Origin of the sequence: Streptococcus sp. WB01_FAA12 (genome assembly GCF_012843315.1) — a bacterium.
In the GTDB taxonomy this organism is placed as follows: domain Bacteria; phylum Bacillota; class Bacilli; order Lactobacillales; family Streptococcaceae; genus Streptococcus.
On record NZ_JABAEX010000007.1, the window covers coordinates 84,478 to 106,085 of the forward strand.

18 protein-coding genes are annotated in these 21,608 nt (G+C 42.2%); 10 read left to right on the plus strand and 8 right to left on the minus strand.

All coding sequences use genetic code 11. The features are described 5' to 3' along the window. Positions 1–13 precede the first annotated feature (13 nt). From HF881_RS08390 to HF881_RS08410, 5 genes are all read right to left on the minus strand, one after another. Positions 14–1,000 (minus strand): LacI family DNA-binding transcriptional regulator, encoded by a 987-nt coding sequence (locus HF881_RS08390; protein ID WP_169447118.1) that lies wholly within the window; start codon positions 998–1,000, stop codon positions 14–16. Positions 1,001–1,009: 9 nt separating this feature from the next. Further along, positions 1,010–1,810 carry a DUF1189 family protein gene (locus HF881_RS08395; RefSeq protein WP_169447119.1) on the minus strand — a complete coding sequence of 267 codons (801 nt, stop codon included), beginning with the start codon at positions 1,808–1,810 and terminating at the stop codon, positions 1,010–1,012. 180 nt (positions 1,811–1,990) lie between these two features. Further along, entirely contained in the window at positions 1,991–2,833 is an 843-nt protein-coding gene (locus HF881_RS08400; protein WP_143989103.1) for a sugar ABC transporter permease, read from the minus strand. Between the two features lies 1 nt (position 2,834). After that, complete coding sequence (locus HF881_RS08405) at positions 2,835–4,127, minus strand: sugar ABC transporter permease (RefSeq protein ID WP_169447120.1); 1,293 nt, start codon at positions 4,125–4,127, stop codon at positions 2,835–2,837. A 124-nt stretch (positions 4,128–4,251) separates the two neighbouring features. Continuing rightward, positions 4,252–5,520 carry an extracellular solute-binding protein gene (locus HF881_RS08410; protein WP_169447121.1) on the minus strand — a complete coding sequence of 423 codons (1,269 nt, stop codon included), beginning with the start codon at positions 5,518–5,520 and terminating at the stop codon, positions 4,252–4,254. A gap of 477 nt (positions 5,521–5,997) precedes the next feature. Here HF881_RS08410 and malQ point away from each other — a divergent pair, with 477 nt between their 5' ends. Both malQ and glgP read left to right on the plus strand, forming a co-directional pair. After that, positions 5,998–7,515: a 4-alpha-glucanotransferase gene (gene malQ, locus HF881_RS08415; RefSeq protein ID WP_169447122.1), complete on the plus strand. Its 1,518-nt coding sequence runs from the start codon at positions 5,998–6,000 to the stop codon at positions 7,513–7,515. Positions 7,516–7,539: 24 nt separating this feature from the next. Beyond that, on the plus strand, positions 7,540–9,798 hold the full coding sequence (gene glgP, locus HF881_RS08420) for a glycogen/starch/alpha-glucan family phosphorylase (protein ID WP_169447123.1): 2,259 nt from the start codon (positions 7,540–7,542) through the stop codon (positions 9,796–9,798). 62 nt (positions 9,799–9,860) lie between these two features. Here the strand turns inward: glgP and HF881_RS08425 are convergent, their stop codons facing one another. Next, positions 9,861–10,709: a putative RNA methyltransferase gene (locus HF881_RS08425; protein WP_169447124.1), complete on the minus strand. Its 849-nt coding sequence runs from the start codon at positions 10,707–10,709 to the stop codon at positions 9,861–9,863. Between the two features lie 151 nt (positions 10,710–10,860). On the opposite strand from HF881_RS08425, the gene HF881_RS08430 reads away from it, so the two are divergent. Both HF881_RS08430 and HF881_RS08435 read left to right on the plus strand, forming a co-directional pair. Continuing rightward, positions 10,861–11,139, plus strand: a complete 279-nt coding sequence (locus HF881_RS08430; RefSeq protein WP_000910903.1) for a DUF6110 family protein — start codon at positions 10,861–10,863, stop codon at positions 11,137–11,139. A 1-nt stretch (position 11,140) separates the two neighbouring features. Further along, positions 11,141–13,201, plus strand: coding sequence for a heavy metal translocating P-type ATPase (locus HF881_RS08435; protein WP_169447125.1), 2,061 nt, complete (start codon positions 11,141–11,143; stop codon positions 13,199–13,201). Positions 13,202–13,278: 77 nt separating this feature from the next. On the opposite strand, the gene tyrS is transcribed toward HF881_RS08435, so the two are convergent. Continuing rightward, positions 13,279–14,535 (minus strand): tyrosine--tRNA ligase, encoded by a 1,257-nt coding sequence (tyrS, locus tag HF881_RS08440; protein ID WP_169447126.1) that lies wholly within the window; start codon positions 14,533–14,535, stop codon positions 13,279–13,281. Between the two features lie 140 nt (positions 14,536–14,675). On the opposite strand from tyrS, the gene pbp1b reads away from it, so the two are divergent. The 6 genes from pbp1b (at position 14,676) to HF881_RS08470 (ending at position 21,325) form a co-directional block, all read left to right on the plus strand. Continuing rightward, positions 14,676–17,138: a penicillin-binding protein PBP1B gene (gene pbp1b, locus HF881_RS08445; RefSeq protein WP_169447127.1), complete on the plus strand. Its 2,463-nt coding sequence runs from the start codon at positions 14,676–14,678 to the stop codon at positions 17,136–17,138. Between the two features lie 80 nt (positions 17,139–17,218). Beyond that, entirely contained in the window at positions 17,219–18,127 is a 909-nt protein-coding gene (locus HF881_RS08450; RefSeq protein WP_169447128.1) for a DMT family transporter, read from the plus strand. 85 nt (positions 18,128–18,212) lie between these two features. After that, a complete protein-coding gene (gene dapD / locus HF881_RS08455) occupies positions 18,213–18,911 on the plus strand; it encodes a 2,3,4,5-tetrahydropyridine-2,6-dicarboxylate N-acetyltransferase (RefSeq protein ID WP_169447129.1) in 699 nt (232 codons plus the stop codon). Between the two features lie 68 nt (positions 18,912–18,979). Beyond that, positions 18,980–20,110 carry an N-acetyldiaminopimelate deacetylase gene (locus tag HF881_RS08460; RefSeq protein ID WP_169447130.1) on the plus strand — a complete coding sequence of 377 codons (1,131 nt, stop codon included), beginning with the start codon at positions 18,980–18,982 and terminating at the stop codon, positions 20,108–20,110. Between the two features lie 11 nt (positions 20,111–20,121). Further along, entirely contained in the window at positions 20,122–20,661 is a 540-nt protein-coding gene (locus tag HF881_RS08465) for a 5-formyltetrahydrofolate cyclo-ligase (RefSeq protein ID WP_169447131.1), read from the plus strand. Next, a complete protein-coding gene (locus HF881_RS08470; RefSeq protein ID WP_169447132.1) occupies positions 20,645–21,325 on the plus strand; it encodes a rhomboid family intramembrane serine protease in 681 nt (226 codons plus the stop codon). The genes HF881_RS08465 and HF881_RS08470 overlap by 17 nt, the downstream gene beginning before the upstream one ends. A gap of 42 nt (positions 21,326–21,367) precedes the next feature. On the opposite strand, the gene HF881_RS10410 is transcribed toward HF881_RS08470, so the two are convergent. Next, positions 21,368–21,608: hypothetical protein (locus tag HF881_RS10410; RefSeq protein ID WP_206283191.1), on the minus strand; the 241-nt coding region annotated here is incomplete at its 5' end.

The window sequence follows — 21,608 nt, forward strand, 5'->3', positions numbered from 1 at the left end:
CTGGAGCTGGTCTTTATTTTTCGATAATTTTGTGGGCAATCAACTGACGGTAACAAATCTGTTTATTGTTTTTAGCATCGTTGATGATTTGGAGAATGGTTTCAAAGGAAACGCGCCCAAGTTCTAAGCTATTGATATCGACATAAGCTACAAGGTCAAGTCGAGGATTGACAGAGTCAAAACTCAAGACAGGAACATTTAACTGATGCTTACTGATGTAGTCGCAAACCCCTTCAGCTAAAAGGCTGTCGGTTGTGATGATGGCATCAATCTGCGGATCGTGATTGAACAGGAGTTCACTGAACTGATACCCTTTTTCTTCTAGAAATTCGGTCGCAAAGTAGGTTAAGTGGGTATCAATCGGAAGTTGGTGTTGTTTGAGTGCCAATTCGTAACCTCTTAGACGGTCTTGTGTAACGAAAAGTTTCTTGGTTCCTCCGATAAAGGCGATCCGTCTGCATCCTTTTTTGATGAAATACTCAGTTGCATCAAAACCGGCTTGGACATTGTCATTATCAACAAGAGGGATAAAGGGTGAAATGGATTTTCCGAGGATAAGGAAAGGGAACTGTTCCTCCGCTACGAGCTTTACCAGTGGATCTTCTTCTTGAGCGTAGAGGAAGATCAGGCCATCAACACGTTTTCCATAGACCATTTGTGAGATGGCATTGAGACGTTCCTTCTCATCTTTCCCCGTTGCAATCTGAATAGCGTAGTGGTTTTCGGACGCGACTTGGGCGATACCACGAAGGACAGATGGGAAGAAAGGATTTTGGTAAAAGGCATCCGAGTCATCAGGAAGCACCAAACCGATAACTTGAGTATAGCTGCTAACTAGGCTACGAGCATTGAGATTGGGATGGTAGTTGAGTTCCTTCATAGCCTTGCGAACTCGTTTTTTGGTTTCATCACTAATTGTTGATTTGTTTTGAATAACGCGGGTTACGGTTGAAGGTGAGACACCTGCAGCCTTGGCCACATCTTTAATCGTAACGGGCATAAAAATCTCCTATTTATGATAATCTGGATCGCGGTAATGTGTTTTATAAAAGATGGTGACCAGATAAAGAACAAAAAGAATGTTTTGTACAGTGATAAGGGTTGTCATATTTTGGCCAAAAAGTCCCAAAATAAGTGTAATCAAAGTTGGTAATCCTAAACAGTTCAAGATAAAATGGTAGCACTCTTTAAAGCTCCTAAATGAAAAGAGGCGTGATTTTTTGGTGATATAAAGGAGAAGACTAGCTCCAAGAGAGACAATGAAGAAATTCAATCCAAAGAGGAAGCTAGCACCAAGGACGAGAAAGAGACTGATATAGACACGGTTCTGTTGGTACCAGTCTTTAGAAATAGCCTGGGTCAAACTTTCCTTACTCTGGAAACTCTCCGTTTGAATCGCCCGGTAGCGAATACGAGTCAGCTCTTTACTTTCCTTACTGATGATGAGTTCTTCCGTATCAAAATGAAGTTGCAAATCCTTTGGCAATTCTTTGCTTTGGCTTGGACCAATCAAAAGAGAAGGCTGCTGATTCTTAGTGCCTGAGTAGTTCAGCTTTCCATCTACGATTTGTACATTCTCTGACAAGTCCATGATGGCTTCATCTGTCAGTGGAGTGTAGACATTATCGATAAAAGTATCCAGTGGATACGTTTCCTGCGAGCTGTTTTGAATGGCAATCGGAACCATAGACAAGCTGATGAGGAAAATGCTCGTAAAGAGAAGCTGAAACCAGTTGAGGCCGAAACGTTTTGATAGGGGCTTACGAAATCCCCAGATACTAGAGAAATACGAGAATGGATATGGAAGCATAGGCATCTTTCTAAAAGTGTTTTCTATATGAGTATTATTATATAGAGAAATGTGCTTTATTTCAAGTCTAGTAGAGAAATTGCTTTTTGAAAAGCGGATTTTGCTACTATTTGTGGTCTTGTGTCTAATCTTTCAACTTTACAAGTAAGATCCAAAATGAAAAAGGGTGGCGGGGATAAATTATCCCTTGTCGCCACCACTTGTAAGTCCTGAAACAAAGTTCTTTTGTAGGAAGAAGAAGAGAATACAGATTGGAAGGGCGATGAGGATAGCACCTGCTGAGAAGTAGGCGATCTTCATGTTTTTCACATTGCTAACGAAGGTTTGGAGACCAACGGCAACAGTAAAGTATTCTTTCTCACGAAGCAAGAAACTAGAGAGAATGTAGTCTCCGAAAGGTCCCATGAAGGCCCATAGAGCTTGTACAGCCACCATTGGGCGAACGAGTGGGAGAACAATTTGCCAGAAGCGGCGGAAGTGTCCAGCACCATCTAGTTTTGCAGATTCGTCTAGAGACATTGGCACAGTATCGAAGTAGCCTTTCATGAGCCAAGCATTCATCGGAATACCTCCACCAACGTAGAGGAAGATGAGGAACCAGCTATGGTTAAGGGCGTTCAACATAAGAGCCATAACGAAGAAGGCTGTCAAAGCGGCCATAGTTGGCACCATTTGGATAATCAAGAAGAAGACCAAACTTTGCTTACGAGCCAAGAAGTTGTAACGACTGTAGGCGTAACCTGCAAGTACGATGATACTTGTTTGAACAGCCATTGTGATAAAGGCAATAATCAAAGTATTAAAGTACCAAGTGCCATACAAGGTTTCGGTGAAGAGCCCTTTAAAGTTATCAAAATTGAAGTCGATGTTAGTATCTAGTTTAAAGGCTGCGACGTTACCTGCTTTGAAGGCGGACATGATGGTGATCAAAAGTGGGTAGATGATCACGATTGATAGGCCAATCAAGTAGAGGTAAGTGAGGGTTTGAGTCAGTCTACGTTTGAGTTTGATTGAGTTATTCATCTTAGACGTCCTCCATATCAAATGCGTGTAGTTTCTTGAATGCGATCATAGAGATAGAGATGACAATGATTGAGATAATCAAGGTAACAGCTGCCGCCATAGAGTATTGAGGAGATGTACCTGTTGTCAAACGGTAAATCCATGAAATCAAGATATCAGTTGAACCGGCTCCGCCTCCGACAGTACCAGGACCTCCACCATTAAAGAGGTACATGATAGAGAAGTTGTTAAAGTTGAAGGTGTATTGGCTGATCAACGTTGGTGCTGCAACAGCCAAGATCATTGGGAAAGTGATGTTGCGGAATTTTTGCCAAGCATTAGCACCATCGATGTAAGCCGCTTCGTAGAGGTCGTTAGGAATAGACTGCAAGATACCCAAGGTCAAAACGTAGATGTATGGGAATCCTAGCCAACCTTGCATCATAATCAAGGCAACCTTAGTCCAAGTTGGATTTGTTTTCCAAGGAATAAGAGCTCCATCTAGGAAAGGAAGGACCTTAGACAAAAGAGGCAAGACTTGGGTGTTGATGGCACCGACACTATCATTAAACATGTTTGAGAATGTCAAGATAGTGATGAAGGCTGGAACAGCCCAAGGAAGAAGGAAAATAACACCAAAGATACGTTTTCCTTTGATAAATGGTTGATTAGCAATGATAGCGGTGAAGATACCAATCACAATCTGCAAAGTAGAAGCAGACAAAGCCCAGATAATGGTCCAAGAAAGAACGGAACCAAAGGCTGAACGGAAGGTACTTAAGCTCCAGATATTTGTGAAGTTAGTCAAACCAACCCAGTCCAACAATTTGTTTGGTGGCAAGTGTTGGAAGTCATAGTTGGTAAAGGCGATCATCAAGGTTACGATAACTGGGAAGATAATCGCAAATGTCATCGCTACATACGATGGGATAATCAAAAGGTATGGGAATCCATTCTCATAAATACCTTTAATCATATCCTTGAAGGTACGAGCTACAGGAATACCATTATTGATACGTTTAGCAGTCGTATGTGCGTCCTTGATATTAAAGATATAAAAGAGCAGGTAGACGACAACAAAGATAGAGTGGAAGGCACCACGAATCAGCATGAAAAGTGAATTGTCACGACCAGGTTTGTCACCAAGTGTGATCAAATTGCTCAATTCAGGGCTTGCAAGCGTTAGAAAATACAGAACAAATAAAATAGTAACACCAAGGAAAATAAATCCTTTAGCTTTTTGTTTGTTATAGATTTGTCCTAAACCAGGAATGATTGACAGCAAGGCTGCTTTGCGAGGCTGTTGTTTTTCCATGATTACTCCTTTCATAGGATGCGAGATAAAACTCGGGTTCAATCGCAAGATACGCATATTTAATAAGAAACGCATCTATACATTCAAAGGGGGATTTCACTTCCACCCCCCTTGAACAAATCAATTATTCACCAAATTTTTGTTTGATTGTTTCTTTGATCAATGTTACAGCATCGTTAGCAGCTGTTTTCGCATCTTTCTTACCACTTACAGCTTCAAAGAGCATAGTTTTCGCTGGATCCCAAACAGCTGACATTTGTGAGATGTTTGGCATTGGTTGAGCGTTCTTGAACTGTTCAATCACGGCTGTTGTCAACTCATCTTTTTTGCCTTCAGCATAAGTACGAGCTTCAGTATTAGCTGGGATTTCGTTAGTAGTATCGTAGAATGCTTTTTGTTGTTCAGTTGATACAAGGAAGTCTACAAATTTTTGAGCTCCTTCAAGGTTCTTAGTGCTTGCTGGGATAACCCAAGCCTTACCACCACCAAATGTTTCATAGTTTTTACCGTTTGGAAGAGTTGGGATAGTCGTAACACCGTAGTTCACTTTAGCATCTTTGAATGCTTGAGCTTTCCAAGGACCATCGATGATAGCAGCAGTTTTACCTTCTTGGAATTGAGTTTGAATTAAGTTTGGAGCTCCTTCAGTATCTTGCATACCTTTAGGCCATTTATCGTACCAAGTCTTAGCGTAGTTGATACCTGCGATAGCACCATCGTTTGCAAGACCAATATCTTTAGGATCTTTACCGTTTTGTCCGAATACGTAAGCACCGTTACCAGCAAGAAGTCCGTATGCGTAGTAGAAGTTAGTCCAGTCAGCTAGGAAGGCAGTAGTTTTGCCATCTTCACCAGCGAAAGCGTATTTGCTGTCTTTAGCAAGATTTTCTAGGTCACCAAAAGTTTTAGGAGCTTCTTTGAGCAAGTCTTTATTGTAGTACAAAACGAGTGATTCGATAACGGCTGGAGCACCATATACTTTACCACCGACAGTTACAAGTGATTTTGTTTTATCGTCTGTCTTTGCACCGTCGCTAAGAGTAACTTCTGAAAGTTGTCCGTCAGTACCAAGGCTACCTACACGGTCGTATGGAGCCATCATAACGTCAGCAGCTTTACCAGATTGGTTGTCTAGAGAAAGGTTGTCAAGACCACCCATTTGGTCACCTGTCTTGATGGTAACTTTTACGCCAGATTCTTTTTCGTAAGCTTTTGCAGCAGATTCAGCGAAGGCTTTATATTGGTCTTCAACGTAGAAAGTAAGTTCTTTCGCTTCTGAAGAGCTAGTATCAGCAGCTTTGTCAGCAGATTTGCTTCCGCAAGCTACCAAAAGCAAGCTAGCTAGAGTAGCAGTTCCGAGCACAGCAGCGCTCTTCATGAATTTAGATGACATAGTGTATTCCTCCTAAAGAATAACAAATTTTATTTGATAGAAAAACGCAAACGTTTTCCCTTACCAGTCCAGTATAGCACAAATAGAAAACGGTTGCAAGCCTTTTTTGAAAAAATTTTAAAAAAACTTTAAGGTTTGTCAAAAGAAAAATTGCTTTGTAAATAGGAAGAAAAGTGATAAAGGTTCATTTTCTTATAAAATATTAAGATCAGGGAAACGATTGCATTGATTAGGCTGATTTCTTAGCAAAAATGAGGCTGTTTTTTATTTCAACTATCTTAAATTAGAAAAACTTTATAAGAAAAGTGTTCGTTTCATAAAATAACAGTGGAACCAAGATTCATTCGAAGAAAAAGAAATCAAAAAAAGTTTCTAAAACCGCTTGCATTTGTTTTTGAAATGCGTTATACTTAACTTAACGCAAACGTTTGCGCCTTGGTTGCGCAACGTTTTATAACAAACACATGAGGTGCTATTATGAAAAAACGTCAAAGTGGTGTGTTGATGCACATCTCTTCTCTGCCAGGAGCATACGGGATTGGATCATTTGGGCAGACTGCCTATGATTTCGTTGATTTCTTGGTTCGTACGAAACAACGTTACTGGCAAATCCTCCCTCTTGGGACAACAAGCTATGGAGATTCTCCATACCAATCATTCTCAGCCTTTGCTGGAAATACGCATTTTATCGACCTTGATATCTTGGTAGAGCAAGGCTTGCTCGAAGCCAGTGATCTTAAAGGTGTTGACTTTGGTAGCGATACATCTGAAGTTGACTATGCGAAGATTTATTACGCACGTCGTCCACTTTTAGAAAAAGCAGTTAAACGCTTCTTGGAAGTGGGTGATGTCAAAGATTTTGAGAAGTTTGCTCAAGACAACCAATCATGGCTCGAACTCTTCGCAGAATATATGGCTATCAAAGAGCATTTTGACAATCTTGCTTGGACAGAATGGCCAGATGCAGACGCTCGTACCCGTAAAGCTTCAGCACTTGAAAGCTACCGTGAGAAATTGGCAGACAAGTTGATTTACCACCGTGTGACTCAATACTTCTTCTTCCAACAATGGTTGAAATTGAAAGCCTACGCTAACGACAACCACATTGAAATCGTTGGGGACATGCCAATCTATGTAGCGGAAGATTCAAGCGACATGTGGGCAAATCCACATCTCTTCAAGACAGATGCCAATGGTAAAGCAACTTGCATCGCAGGATGCCCACCAGATGAGTTTTCTGCCACTGGTCAGCTTTGGGGGAACCCAATCTATGACTGGGAAGCTATGGACAAAGACGGTTACAAATGGTGGATTGAACGCTTGCGCGAAAGCTTCAAAATCTATGATATCGTTCGCATCGACCACTTCCGTGGTTTTGAATCTTACTGGGAAATTCCTGCTGGTTCCGATACAGCGGCACCTGGTAAATGGGTGAAAGGTCCAGGCTACAAGCTTTTCGCAGCTGTTAAGGAAGAACTTGGTGAGCTAAACATCATCGCAGAAGACCTTGGTTTCATGACAGATGAAGTCATCGAGTTGCGTGAACGTACTGGCTTCCCAGGAATGAAGATTCTTCAATTTGCCTTCAACCCAGAAGACGAAAGTATCGATAGCCCACACTTGGCACCTGCCAACTCTGTTATGTACACAGGAACACACGATAACAATACGGTCCTTGGTTGGTACCGTAATGAGATCGACGATCCAACTCGCGAGTACATGGCTCGTTACACGAACCGTAAAGAGTACGAAACAGTGCCACACGCAATGCTTCGCACAGTATTTTCATCAGTTAGCTTCATGGCTATTGCAACCATGCAAGACTTGCTAGAACTAGATGAGGCAGCTCGCATGAACTACCCATCTACTCTTGGCGGAAACTGGTCATGGCGTATGACAGCAAATCAACTCACACCAGCTGTTGAAGAAACTTTGCTTGACTTGACTACAATTTATCGCCGAATCAATGAAAATTTGGTAGAATTAAAGAAATAAGACAATATCAGGAGACACATAAACATGTTACCATTAAAAGAATTTGTACAAAAGCGTTACAATAAAACTATTGCAGAATGTAGCAATGAAGAGCTTTACCTTGCTCTTCTCAACTACAGCAAGCTTGCTAGCAGTCAAAAACCAGTCAACACTGGTAAGAAAAAAGTTTACTACATCTCAGCTGAGTTCTTGATCGGTAAACTCTTGTCAAACAACTTGATTAACCTCGGCCTTTACGACGATGTCAAAAAAGAACTCGCAGCTGCAGGTAAAGAGTTGATCGAAATCGAAGAAGTAGAATTGGAACCATCACTTGGTAACGGTGGTTTGGGACGTTTGGCAGCCTGCTTTATCGACTCAATCGCTACACTTGGTTTGAATGGTGACGGTGTTGGTTTGAACTACCACTTCGGTCTTTTCCAACAAGTTCTTAAAAACAACCAACAAGAAACGATTCCAAACGCATGGTTGACAGAGCAAAACTGGTTGGTTCGCTCAAGCCGTAGCTACCAAGTGCCATTTGCACACTTCACATTGACATCTACTCTTTACGATATCGATGTACCTGGTTACAAGACAGCTACTAAAAACCGCTTGCGTTTGTTTGACTTGGACTCAGTTGATTCTTCTATCATCGAAGATGGTATCAACTTTGACAAGACAGACATCGCTCGCAACTTGACTCTCTTCCTTTACCCAGACGATAGTGACAAACAAGGTGAATTACTCCGTATCTTCCAACAATACTTCATGGTTTCAAACGGTGCGCAATTGATCATCGACGAAGCAATCGAAAAAGGAAGCAACTTGCATGACCTTGCGGACTACGCAGTTGTACAAATCAACGATACTCACCCATCAATGGTGATCCCTGAATTGATCCGTCTCTTGACTGCGCGTGGTATCGAGCTTGATGAAGCAATCTCAATCGTTCGTAGCATGACTGCCTACACTAACCACACAATCCTTGCTGAAGCCCTTGAAAAATGGCCTCTTGAATTCTTGGAAGAAGTGGTTCCTCACTTGGTACCAATCATCAAAGAATTGGATCGCCGTGTTAAAGCAGAATACAAAGACCCAGCGGTTCAAATCATCGATGAAAACGACCGTGTTCACATGGCTCACATGGATATCCACTACGGATACAGTGTTAACGGGGTAGCAGCGCTCCACACTGAAATCTTGAAGAACTCTGAGTTAAAAGCCTTCTACGACCTTTACCCAGAAAAATTCAACAACAAAACAAACGGTATCACATTCCGTCGTTGGCTCATGCATGCCAACCCAAGACTGTCTCACTACTTGGATGAGATTATTGGACATGGTTGGCACCATGAAGCAGATGAGCTTGAAAAACTCTTGTCGTACGAAGACAAGGCTGCTGTTAAAGAAAAATTGGAAAGCATCAAGGCTCACAACAAACGTAAATTGGCTCGTCACTTGAAAGAACACCAAGGTGTGGAAATCAATACAAACTCTATCTTTGATATCCAGATCAAACGTCTTCACGAGTACAAACGCCAACAAATGAACGCTTTGTATGTCATCCACAAATACCTTGATATCAAGGCTGGTAACATCCCTGCTCGTCCAATCACAGTATTCTTTGGTGGTAAAGCAGCTCCTGCCTACACAATCGCCCAAGACATCATTCACTTGATCCTTTGCTTGTCAGAAGTGATTGCAAACGACCCAGCAGTAGCTCCACACTTGCAAGTCGTAATGGTTGAAAACTACAACGTTACTGCAGCAAGCTTCCTTATCCCAGCATGTGACATCTCAGAACAAATCTCACTTGCTTCTAAAGAAGCTTCAGGTACTGGTAACATGAAATTCATGTTGAACGGAGCTTTGACTCTTGGTACTATGGACGGAGCTAACGTGGAAATCGCTGAATTGGTTGGCGACGAAAACATCTACATCTTCGGTGAAGATTCAGAAACTGTTATTGACCTTTACGCAAAAGCAGCTTACAAATCAAGCGAATTCTATGCTCGTAAAGCCATCAAACCATTGGTTGACTTCATCGTCAGCGACGCTGTTCTTGCAGTAGGTAAGAAAGAACGCTTGGAACGTCTTTACAACGAATTGATCAAAAAAGACTGGTTCATGACTCTCCTTGACTTGGAAGACTACATCAAAGTCAAAGAGCAAATGCTTGCTGACTACGAAGACCGTGACGCATGGTTGGATAAAGTCATCGTTAACATTTCTAAAGCAGGATTCTTCTCATCTGACCGTACAATCGCTCAGTACAACGAAGATATCTGGCACTTGAACTAATAATTACATAATTTAAACCCGTACCTTGAAGGTGCGGGTTTTGTCTTATCTGAAAGTTTTATTTACAGTGCTTTCCCAACTAGAATCTCGGCTTCAATGGTAATCTCAGTCAACCGAGTCCAGTCAATCTTACTTTGGTCAACGTGAAAGAGTAAGGGTGTCATGGCAAGCAGGGCTTGGCGTTGCTCCGCTGTGATAGGTTTTGTTAAGGAAGCAATCTGGCGAGATTGGATACTGAAGTGTTCCTGGAAATGTTCTTTGATATCTTGGTTGGAATAATCCTTCTTTGTCAGCTGGTCCTGCACCATATGACGGATTTCTATGAGGTGATTTTCAGTTGGGATGACCTTGATCAAGATTCCGTCTTTGGATAAAACGCGGCGAAATTCTCCATAGTTGGCAGGTGAAAAGATATCAAGCAGGATATCCATGCTGGCGTCTTTTATAGGAAGACGGGCCAGGTCACCAACAAACCAGTTGACTGCCCAGTTGGGTTCACTCTTAGCAGCGATTTGGACCGAGTCTTTTGAAATATCAAAGGCATAGAAGGTCTTGTCAGGGTGACTTTCTTGGAGTTTACGAGAGTAGAAGCCTTCGCCACAACCGATGTCCAAGACTGTTTGGGTAGTTTTAGAAGTTGTAAGCAGGTCTGAGATGGTTTCTAAAATAGTTTGATAAAAACCAGCTTCTAGGATTTGCTGGCGATTTTGAAAGTTTTCTTTGTCGTAGTTGGCAGATTGTTTGATTTGAGGTGCTAGATTGACATAGCCGAATTTTGCTAAATCGAAAGAGTGGCGGTTGCTACACTTGAGACTGGTTTCTACCAAGGTGAGGTTTTCTTGGCAGATAGGGCAGGCAAAGGCGCTAGCAGAAGTAAAACGCTGGAGTTTGGGTTTGAGGTTTGTATTCATAGTTTAAGTCTAGCAAAAGAGGCAAGCGAAAGCAAGTATAGGAGTATGTAGATATGAGATTCAATAGAAATAAATCCAATTCTTTAATCCATAGAATGGAATTGCTTTTATATCTAAATTGCTATATAATAATGATAAGGAGGAAACGACTATGTTAAAAGAAGTATTAAGCGTCGCAAAAGTTGCGAAAAAATCATCACTCTTTTTGGGTGGTGTCGCATTTGGTACCCTTGGTTTGAAAATTTTGGCAAGTAAGGAAGCTAAAAAAGGTTATTCTAAAGCTTTGGCTAAGGCTTATAAGTTAAAAGACGAGCTAGACGCATCTGTTTCTGTTGTGAAGCAACATGGAGATGATGTCTTGCAAGATGCCAAATATTTGTACGAGCAAGAGAAAAAAGAAGAGCAATTAGATAGCCTTATAGGGGAATAATATGTCTTTTAAAGTGCTACATAGAGGATACCAACATATCCGATTATCATCTTCTTTTTCACTCACCTTGGATATTCAAGACTATCTTCGTTCCTTGGTGAGAGATGAAAAGGGGATTGAGTCTATCCAGTTTTACATGGATCAACAGCACTTTACTCTACGCATAAAAGAAGGCTTTTCTGTATTAGATAATGCAGAAGCCTTTTTAAAAAGAATTGATAAAGGGAAAGTTTCTGAGTTGATGACTCTTCCCATTCGTAGAGAAGAGAGTGCTTATTCTATTGTTTCAGGTGCAGCGATTAAGCGTATACTTTTTCGTAGTTTTGTGCCGTATCCTATTCGCTATATATGGACTTGTTATCAGGCTTTTGGCTATATTAGAGAAGCTTATCAAACACTAGCGCGTAAGGAACTAACGATGGAGGTCCTGGACTGTTCGGCGATTTTATTGTCCTTGTTTATGAACCAATCCAAGACGGCTAGCAATATCATGTTTATGCTTGATTTGGGGAATCATTTAGATCAGTGGTCCTTGAAAAAAACTGCAACAGATTTAGAACAAAGCCTTCTTGCAAAAGAGAGCGATGTATTTCTAGTACAGGGGGATACGGTCGTTAGTATCAAGAGTTCCGATGTTCAAATAGGAGATGTCTTGGTCCTATCTCAAGGAAATGAAATTCTGTTTGATGGACAAGTAGTTTCAGGTTTAGGTATGGTCAACGAAAGTTCCTTGACGGGAGAGAGTTTTCCAGTTGAAAAAAGAGAGTCTGATTTGGTTTGTGCAAATACAGTATTAGAAACTGGAGAGTTGCGCATTCGTGTAAACGACAATCAGATGAACAGCCGGATTTTACAACTGATTGAGTTGATGAAGAAATCTGAAGAAAACAAGAAAACTAAACAACGCTATTTCATCAAGATGGCGGATAAGGTCGTCAAATATAATTTCTTGGGTGCTGGTCTGACTTACCTATTAACAGGTTCTTTTTCTAAGGCTATTTCTTTTCTATTGGTCGATTTCTCCTGTGCTTTGAAAATCTCTACTCCTGTAGCTTATTTAACAGCTATCAAGGAGGGGTTGAATCGTGAAATGGCGATTAAGGATGGGGATGTTCTGGAGAAATATCTGGAAGTCGATACCTTCTTATTTGATAAGACTGGGACAATCACAACTAGCTATCCTATAGTTGAAAAGGTGTTACCTTTTGGAGACTATAGTGAGGAAGAAATCTTAAGAATAAGTGCCTGTCTTGAAGAACACATCTATCATCCTATCGCTAATGCCATTGTCAAGCAAGCTGAGATAGAGGGAATTGAACATGAGGAAATGCATGGGAAACTCCAATATATTGCAAGCAAGGGAATTAAGTCCCATATCGATGGCCAACCAGTTGTTATTGGGAATTATGTCTTGATGCAGGATGAGCAAATTCATATCAGTTCGGAACAAAATGCTTTAATTGAAGAGTATAAGAGCCACTACAATCTCTTATTCTTAGCATATCAGAATGAATTGAGTGGAATGTTCTGCATCCATACTCCTTTGAGAAAAGAAGCAAAAGCAGCCTTGGAGAAACTTAAGGCACAAGGGAAAAAATTGATTCTGGCAACAGGGGATACCCTGGTTAGGACAGAGGAATTAGTAAAAGATTTGCCCTTTGATCAAGTCTATACAGACTTGAAACCTGATGGGAAGTTTGAGTTAGTAGAGAAACTGCAGAGAGCAGGTCACACTATTTTGATGGTTGGGGATGGATTGAATGACTCAGCTGCTCTAACCCTATCAGATATCGGTGTGGTGATGAATGAGAGTGCAGATATTTCTAAGCAAATGAGTGATATCTTATTGTTAGATAATCGCTTGGATTTCTTCCAAGAGTTGGATTTGCTATCATCATCTTTGCAAACACTTATCAAGAAGAATATTCAAGATACCGTTGTCGTAAATAGTAGTTTGATTGGCTTTGGCTTGTTTAATTGGCTCAGTCCTTCAAACCTCTCTATCCTACATAATCTAACAACCTTACGCATAGTCCTGCGTAGCCTGTCTATTAAGGGATAGGTGGGGACTATTCACAGCAAAAAGGAGTTACCTTTCTCGAGGGTAACTCCTTTGTTTATAGGTAAATGTTTAACAATTTAGTAAGTCAATACAAAGTATTTCTTCTTCCCGCGACGGATAACAGTTAGTTCGTTTTCTAACTTATCTGCATCACTCAAGACATAGTCAAGGTCTTGGATGCGGTCGCCGTTGACGTAGATAGCTCCGTTTTGAACATCTTCACGGGCTTGGCGTTTTGAATTGACCACGCCAGAAGATACAAGGAGTTCCACGATATTGTGATTTTCGTCTGCTTGTACTTGGTAGTTTGGTACTCCACGGAGTCCTTGTTTGAGTTCTTTGACAGAAAGGTTTTTGATGTTCCCAGCAAAGAGTTGCTCGGTGATGTTAAGAGCTTCTTTGTAAGCTTCTTCTCCGTGGACAAGAGTCACCACTTCACGAGCGAGGACTTTTTGAGCCAAGCGTTCGTGTGGAGCTGCTTCAAACTGTTTGCGGATGTCTTCAATCTCATCAAGTGACAAAAAAGTAAAGATCTTCAAGAAACGAACAGCGTCGGCATCCATCACGTTCATCCAGAATTGGTACATTTCGTATGGAGAAGTCTTTTCAGGATTGAGCCAGACTGCGTTTCCTTCTGATTTACCAAATTTCTTACCAGTTGCGTCTGTAATGAGGGGAACTGTGATAACGTGACCAGTCTTGTCAGCCTTACGACGAAGCAATTCGGTACCAGCGGTCATATTTCCCCACTGGTCAGAACCACCGATTTGAAGGGTTACGTTGTGGTCTTGGTTAAGGACATAGAAGTCATAACCTTGCATGATTTGGTAGGCAAACTCTGTGTAAGAAATTCCTGTTTCGATCCGTTTTTTTACAGACTCTTTACTCATCATGTAGTTGACAGTGAAGTATTTTCCGACATCACGGAGGAAGTCAATGAAGCTGATGCTGCCAAACCAGTCGTAGTTGTTGACCATGACAGCTTTATTTTCCCCATTTTCAAAGTCAAGAAAACGAGAAAGTTGCCCTTGGATAGACTTGACCCAGCCATCTACTGTGTCTTTTGTTTGGAGACTACGCTCAGCATCTTTGAAGGACGGATCTCCAATGAGACCTGTAGCACCGCCAACGAGCGCATAAGGTTTGTGACCTGCTAATTGCAAACGACGACTTGTCAAGATTGCGACAAGGTGGCCTAGGTGAAGGCTGTCAGCAGTTGGATCGTAGCCAGTATAATAAGAAACTTGACCTTCTTCTAGGGCTTTACGCAAAGCTTCTTCATCAGTCGTTTGAAAAATCAAACCACGCTCTTTTAGCTCATCAAAAATGTGCATATGTCTTTTCTCCTTTATAAAATATTGTTTCTACCTATTGTATCACAAACTTGGGCAATAGCCTAGTGGAATAGGGAAGAAAGTGGCTATTTTATTGAAAGTTTTCCTTTTATGGTATAATAAAGAAAGTGAGGACATTCATGAAAAAAAGAAACAGTGAATTAAAAACAAAGTTGCTGCATTTTTTTCAGCAACTAACTACCAAATGGAAGAAAAAACAAGCAAGTAAAAAGACTGATAAGAAAGTGGCTTCTTCTGACAAAGTCAGAAGGGTTGGGTCTATTTTGGCTAAGATTTTGAGTGCTTTTAAAGTGACCTTCAACACTCTCTTTATCCTAGGCTTTATCGGAAGTCTTCTTGGTGCTGGTGTGACTATGGGTTATGGAGTCGCTCTATTTGACAAGGCTCAGGTTCCTCAAGCAGAGGAGTTAGTTAAACAAGTGAAGGATATTGCCTCCATCTCAGAAATCACTTATTCTGACGGGACTACCATTGCCTCGATCGAGGGTGATTTGTTGCGCACTTCAGTCGCTTCAGATGCTATATCAGATAATCTTAAGAAGGCTATCATTGCGACAGAGGATGAGCATTTCAATGAGCACAAGGGAGTTGTACCTAAGGCCGTTATTCGTGCGACCTTGGGAACCTTTGTCGGTCTAGGGTCGTCCAGTGGTGGTTCGACCTTGACCCAGCAGGTCATCAAGCAACAGGTGGTAGGGGATGCTCCGACCTTGGCTCGTAAGGCGACAGAAATCATAGATGCTCTTGCCTTGGAGCGCGTCATGAGCAAGGACGAAATTCTGACAACCTATCTGAATATTGCTCCTTTCGGTCGCAATCACAAAGGTCAAAATATTGCAGGTGCCCAGCAAGCTGCAGAAGGAATTTTCGGTGTTAATGCTTCAGATTTGACGATACCTCAAGCGGCCTTTATCGCAGGCTTACCACAGAGTCCGATTAGTTATTCCCCTTATGAATCTGATGGCAGTATGAAGAGTGATGAGGATATGGCTTTGGGTATCAAGCGTGCCAAGGATGTCCTCTACAATATGTACCGGACAGGTGCTCTGAGCCAGGAAGATTACGACAAGTGCAAGGATTATGACTTTAAGCAAGACTTCCTACCATCAGGTAGTGTCAACGGAAGCTCACGCGACTATCTTTACTTTGCAACCTTGGCAGAAGCTACCGATCGGATGTATGATTATCTAGTTGAGAGAGACCACGTCTCTGCTCAAGAGTTAAAGAATGAGTCCATCCAGAAAGCTTATCATGACTTAGCAACCAAGGAAATTGAAAATGGTGGATATAAGATTACGACAACTATTAATAAAAATGTTCATGCTGCGATGCAAAATGCGGTTGCGACCTACGGATATCTGCTAGATGATTCGACAGGCCAGCCCGAAGTAGGAAATGTCCTCATGGACAACCAAACAGGAGCCATTCTTGGATTTGTTGGTGGTCGTAATTATCAAGAAAATCAGAACAATCATGCCATTGACACCAAACGTTCTCCAGCTTCAACCACTAAGCCTATACTGGCCTATGGTATCGCGATTGACCAAGGTTTGATGGGAAGCGCAAGTATCTTATCAAACTATCCGACAAACTTTTCAAACGGCAATCCTATCATGTATGTCAATAGTCCTGGTACAGGGATGATGACCTTGGGAGAAGCCCTCAACTATTCATGGAACATCCCAGCCTACTGGACGTATCGTACGCTTCGAGAGAAGGGTGTCGATGTCAAGGGTTATATGGAAAAAATGGGTTATGAAATCCCAGAATATGGGATTGAAAGTTTACCGATGGGTGGGGGGATTGATGTTACAGTTGCCCAGCATACCAACGGTTATCAGACCTTGGCTAATAATGGGGTCTACCACAAGAAACATATGATTTCCAAGATTGAATCGACGACTGGGCAAGTGATTTATGAGCATAAAAGTCAACCTGTCCAAGTCTATTCGAAAGCGACAGCGACCATCATGCAGAGTCTGCTTCGCGAGGTGATCTCATCTCGAGTTACATCAAGCTTTCAGACTGATTTGGCCTCTATCAATCCAAGTCTAGCTCGCGCCGACTGGATCGGAAAAACTGGTACGACCAATGAAGATGAAAATATGTGGCTCATGCTTTCTACGCCACGCTTGACTCTAGGGGGCTGGTTAGGTCACGATGACAACCGACCGCTAGCCAAAGGAGCAGGCCACTACCGCAATGCCAACTATATGGCCCGCTTGGTCAATGCTATCCAGCAAGCCGAACCTGGCATATGGGGGAATGAGCGCTTTAGTCTAGACCCAAGTGTGACCAAGTCTCAAGTCCTCAAATCGACAGGAGAGAAACCTGGCAAGGTCACAATCAATGGCAAAGAAGTCACCGTTTCAGGTTCTACTGTAACGAGTTATTGGGCTACTAAAGAAGGGGCTCCAGCAACTACTTACCGCTTTGCCATCGGAGGGAGCGATGCAGATTATCAAAATGCTTGGAAGAGCATTTTAGGAAGTTTACCGAGTCTCCCGACCCCAACTCTTCCAAGTTCTAGTGGAAGTTCAGGAACAAGCTCATCAACTCGCTCAAATCAATCAAATCGATAGAATAAAAAAGTAGCAAGTTTCATTTAATATTATGTTTCGTGCTACTTTTTTCTTTTTTCATTTCGTGTTACAATAGGAGAATGAATAAGTATCAAAAGAAGATTTTTAAGGGAACTTTATATTCACTGTTGTCAGGTCTAATCTGGGGGATTTGTGGTATTTTAGGAGAATATTTTTTCGCCCATTATCAGGTGTCGTCTGGCTGGATCACTTCCATGCGCTTGCTTTTGGCGGGTAGCTTGGTCTTGTTTTTATCTGCCTTTCAGTTGCGCTTTCAACTGTTGGACATTTGGCGAAATAAGAAAAACTATCTGCCTTTTTTAGCCTACGCTATTCTGGGGATTTTTTCTGTGCAGTTTTTCTTTTATCTCTGTGTTGAGTATTCCAATGCGACGACAGCAACGATTTTGCAATTTATCAGTCCAGTTTTTATCTTGTTTTATAATCGTATCGTCTATCAAAAGAAGGCTTCCGTCACAGCCATTCTCTATGTTTTGATTGCCATGCTAGGTGTTTTTTTGATGGCTACAAAAGGGGATTTATCCCAGTTGTCCATGACTCCCTTAGCTTTGGTCACTGGACTCCTCAGTGCTGTAGGGGTTATGTTCAACGTTATCTTGCCTCAGCGTTTTGCACGTGACTATGGTTTTGTGCCAACCGTTGGTTGGGGAATGTTGCTAGCAGGTGTTTTTAGCAATTTTCTTTATCCTGTTCATCAGATTACCTTTCAACTTGATGTAACGAGCCTTTTGATTTGTTTTACTATTGCTGTGTTTGGAACGGCTTTTGCCTTCTTTCTATCTATGAAGGCCGTGTCACTCGTTTCTCCGCTGGTTGTATCGGTGGTGAGTGCTAGCGAACCGCTCTCTTCAGCTTTATTAAGTGTTCTTTTTTTGGGATTGGTCATGGATGGTTTTTTGGCCTTAGCTATGGTGTTGATTATCGTTCCAATGGTTTTCTTATCAATTGAGGAAACGAAGGAAAGGTAAAATGTTCTGTTCGAGTGCTTAAGGCTTCAAATTTGAAGCCTTTTTTGGTAGAATAGGTATCATTATAATGAATCAGGAGGCGCCTATGACTGCCACAAAAATGAATGCCCAAGAAATCATTCAATTTATCGCCAATGCGGAAAAGAAAACCAGTGTTAAAGTAACCTTTGAGGGAGAACTCGCATCTGCTCTACCTAGCTCTGTTGTCAAACTAGGGAATGTTCTATTTGGAGACTGGAAGGACGTCGCTCCGCTTCTCGAAGGTTTGGTAGAAAATCAAGACTATGTTGTCGAACAAGATGCTCGTAATTCGGCAGTTCCCTTGCTAGACAAACGTGCTGTCAACGCTCGTATCGAGCCAGGTGCTATTATCCGTGACCAGGTGGAAATTGGTGACAATGCTGTTATCATGATGGGAGCTGTTATCAATATCGGTGCGGAAATCGGTGCAGGAACCATGATTGATATGGGTGCTATCCTTGGTGGTCGTGCCATCGTTGGGAAGAACAGCCACGTTGGTGCAGGTGCAGTTTTGGCAGGTGTGATTGAACCAGCTAGTGCCGATCCAGTCCGTGTCGGGGACAATGTTCTTATCGGAGCTAATGCAGTGGTCATCGAAGGTGTCCAAATCGGTAGTGGTTCAGTTGTCGCTGCAGGAGCTATCGTTACCCAAGATGTTCCAGAAAACGTTGTAGTAGCAGGTGTTCCAGCTCGTATCATCAAAGAAATTGATGCCCAAACCCAACAAAAAACAGCGCTAGAGGATGCGCTTCGTACCTTGTAATTGTTAAAAGTAAAAAAGAGGCGGAACCCTTTTTCCAGCCTCTTTCTGCTATATCGGAGGACAGATAGATGTTAGATTTGATTCAGACTAGACGAGATTTACACCAGATTCCAGAGATTGGCTTGGAGGAGTTCAAGACTCAGGCTTATTTGCTGGATGTGATTGAGAAATTGACTACGGGTAAGGATTTTGTTCAAGTTCGTACTTGGCGGACAGGGATTTTGGTCTACCTGCAGGGAAGTCAGCCGGAGCGGACCATTGGTTGGCGAACAGATATTGATGGCCTGCCTATCGTCGAACAAACAGGTCTGCCTTTTGCTTCTCAGCACCAAGGTCGCATGCATGCCTGTGGCCATGATTTTCATATGACCATTGCCTTGGGCTGTCTCGAGCGTGCTCTTGAGGAGCAACCCAAGAATAATCTGCTTTTTCTGTTTCAACCTGCTGAAGAAAATGAAGCTGGTGGCATGCTCATGTATGAGGACGGCGCTTTTGGGGACTGGCTACCAGACCAGTTTTATGGTCTCCATGTTCGTCCGGATCTAAAGGTTGGACAGATTGCGACCAATACACACACTCTCTTTGCAGGGACCTGTGAGGTGAAGATTCGTTTCAAAGGAAAAGGAGGACACGCAGCCTTTCCGCATGAAGCCAATGACGCCTTGGTGGCTGCTAGTTACTTTGTGACCCAGGTGCAGTCAGTTGTCAGCCGCAATGTTAATCCAATCGAAGGAGCAGTGGTGACCTTTGGCCTTTTCCAAGCTGGAACAACCAACAATGTCATTACAGACACAGCATTTTTACACGGAACCATTCGCGCCTTGACTCAGGACATGAGCCTCTTGGTACAAAAGAGAGTCAAGACAGTCGCAGAAGGAGTTGCAGCAGCCTTTGATATGGAAGTCGAAGTAGAACTCAAGCAAGGAGGCTACCTACCTGTTGAGAATAATCCAGCCTTGGCGCGTGAACTGATGGACTTTTTTGAAGAGAAAGAGGGAATTGAGTTGATTGATATCGAGCCTGCTATGACTGGTGAGGACTTTGGCTATCTCCTTTCGAAGGTAGATGGCGTTATGTTCTGGTTGGGTATCAACAGTCCCTACGCTCTTCACCATCCACAGATGAGTCCCAAGGAAGAAGCCTTAGCCGTTGGGGTGGAAGCGGTCTCTAGCTTTCTTCAAAAGAAGGCGGCGGAGTAGAGGTGTTGTCTATGAAAGCAGAACTACGCAAGCAAGTCTTGCACGAAATGAAGGCTTTATCTCAGAAGCAAAAACAGGCTATGGATCGAGTTTTAACAGAACGATTTTTGAATCATCCTTTTTACCAAGATGCCAAAGCCATCGCAACCTATCTCTCCTTCCCTCATGAATTTCAAACGCAGGGACTGATTGACCAGGCGCTGAAGGACGGCAAAAAGGTTTTGATACCCAAAACCTATCCAAAGGGGCGCATGGAGTTTGTGGTCTATGATCCGCAGCAGTTGAAAAAAACTTCCTTTGGTTTACTGGAGCCCCAAGGGGACTTGGAAGTGGTGGATGCCTCTCAGATTGATTTGATTCATGTTCCAGGCTTGGCTTTTACAAGAGAGGGGTATCGGATTGGATATGGCGGAGGCTATTACGACCGCTATCTGGAGAATTTTGCTGGTCAGACCATGAGTACAATCTATCCTTGTCAAATCCAGAATTTCAACTCTGAAGACCATGATATTCCCGTTCAGGAGGTACTAATCTATGAAGAAAATCTTTGATAAACGCTACTCTGTGACTAGTTTTTTTCTCCTAGTGACTGGCTTTGTATTTCTACTGATGCTGATTACTACGGGTATCAACTTTGATCAAGTCAAAACTCTGTTTCAGTTTGGAGCTATGTATGGACCGATCATTCGCCTGTTCCCAGAGCAGTTCTGGCGCCTTTTTTCGGCTATATTTGTGCATATCGGTTGGGAACATTTCATTGTCAATATGATTTCACTCTACTTTCTTGGACAACAGGTGGAGGAGATTTTCGGCTCTAAGCAATTTTTCCTTCTTTATCTCTTATCAGGAATGATGGGCAATCTCTTTGTTTTTGCTTTCACACCGAAAGTCCTAGCAGCAGGTGCCTCCACTTCTCTCTATGGATTATTTGCTGCGATTATCGTTTTGCGCTATGCGACTCACAGCCCCTATATCCAGCAGTTAGGGCAATCCTACCTGACGCTTTTCGTGATAAATATCATTGGAAGTATTCTGATTCCAGGAATCAGCCTATCAGGGCATATTGGTGGTGCAGTAGGCGGTGCCTTTCTAGCAGTCATCTTTCCAGTCAAATGGGAAAAAAGGATGTTTAGTACCTGCCAGCGACTCGGAGCAACCGTACTTTTTATCGCACTAGCCGTTTTCCTTTTCTATAAGGGAATGAGCTATGTGTAAGTTTGGAATACATAAAAAGCTACTCAAAAAACGAGTAGCTTTTTATGTGAATTTGAACCATTCGAAACAACACAGCTCTAAAACCCCTTGGTTGGTTATCTGGTAATTATTCAGGTTTTGGAACCATTCGAAACAACACAGCTCTAAAACAAAATAAAAGCTGGCACTCCCAAAAGCCCAGTTTTGGAACCATTCGAAACAACACAGCTCTAAAACCCCTTGGTTGGTTATCTGGTAATTATTCAGGTTTTGGAACCATTCGAAACAACACAGCTCTAAAACA

What these genes read in the sequence shown, in the direction of transcription:
- HF881_RS08405 (WP_169447120.1), bottom strand. Translation starts at nt 4,127, where the DNA reads ATGGAAAAACAACAGCCTCGCAAAGCAGCCTTGCTGTCAATCATTCCT.
- pbp1b (WP_169447127.1), top strand. Translation starts at nt 14,676, where the DNA reads ATGAAAAAAAGAAACAGTGAATTAAAAACAAAGTTGCTGCATTTTTTT.
- HF881_RS08460 (WP_169447130.1), top strand. Translation starts at nt 18,980, where the DNA reads ATGTTAGATTTGATTCAGACTAGACGAGATTTACACCAGATTCCAGAG.
- glgP (WP_169447123.1), top strand. Translation starts at nt 7,540, where the DNA reads ATGTTACCATTAAAAGAATTTGTACAAAAGCGTTACAATAAAACTATT.
- HF881_RS08450 (WP_169447128.1), top strand. Translation starts at nt 17,219, where the DNA reads ATGAATAAGTATCAAAAGAAGATTTTTAAGGGAACTTTATATTCACTG.
- HF881_RS08390 (WP_169447118.1), bottom strand. Translation starts at nt 1,000, where the DNA reads ATGCCCGTTACGATTAAAGATGTGGCCAAGGCTGCAGGTGTCTCACCT.
- dapD (WP_169447129.1), top strand. Translation starts at nt 18,213, where the DNA reads ATGACTGCCACAAAAATGAATGCCCAAGAAATCATTCAATTTATCGCC.
- tyrS (WP_169447126.1), bottom strand. Translation starts at nt 14,535, where the DNA reads ATGCACATTTTTGATGAGCTAAAAGAGCGTGGTTTGATTTTTCAAACG.
- HF881_RS08425 (WP_169447124.1), bottom strand. Translation starts at nt 10,709, where the DNA reads ATGAATACAAACCTCAAACCCAAACTCCAGCGTTTTACTTCTGCTAGC.
- HF881_RS08410 (WP_169447121.1), bottom strand. Translation starts at nt 5,520, where the DNA reads ATGTCATCTAAATTCATGAAGAGCGCTGCTGTGCTCGGAACTGCTACT.
- malQ (WP_169447122.1), top strand. Translation starts at nt 5,998, where the DNA reads ATGAAAAAACGTCAAAGTGGTGTGTTGATGCACATCTCTTCTCTGCCA.
- HF881_RS08470 (WP_169447132.1), top strand. Translation starts at nt 20,645, where the DNA reads ATGAAGAAAATCTTTGATAAACGCTACTCTGTGACTAGTTTTTTTCTC.
- HF881_RS08435 (WP_169447125.1), top strand. Translation starts at nt 11,141, where the DNA reads ATGTCTTTTAAAGTGCTACATAGAGGATACCAACATATCCGATTATCA.
- HF881_RS08395 (WP_169447119.1), bottom strand. Translation starts at nt 1,810, where the DNA reads ATGCTTCCATATCCATTCTCGTATTTCTCTAGTATCTGGGGATTTCGT.
- HF881_RS08430 (WP_000910903.1), top strand. Translation starts at nt 10,861, where the DNA reads ATGTTAAAAGAAGTATTAAGCGTCGCAAAAGTTGCGAAAAAATCATCA.
- HF881_RS08465 (WP_169447131.1), top strand. Translation starts at nt 20,122, where the DNA reads ATGAAAGCAGAACTACGCAAGCAAGTCTTGCACGAAATGAAGGCTTTA.
- HF881_RS08400 (WP_143989103.1), bottom strand. Translation starts at nt 2,833, where the DNA reads ATGAATAACTCAATCAAACTCAAACGTAGACTGACTCAAACCCTCACT.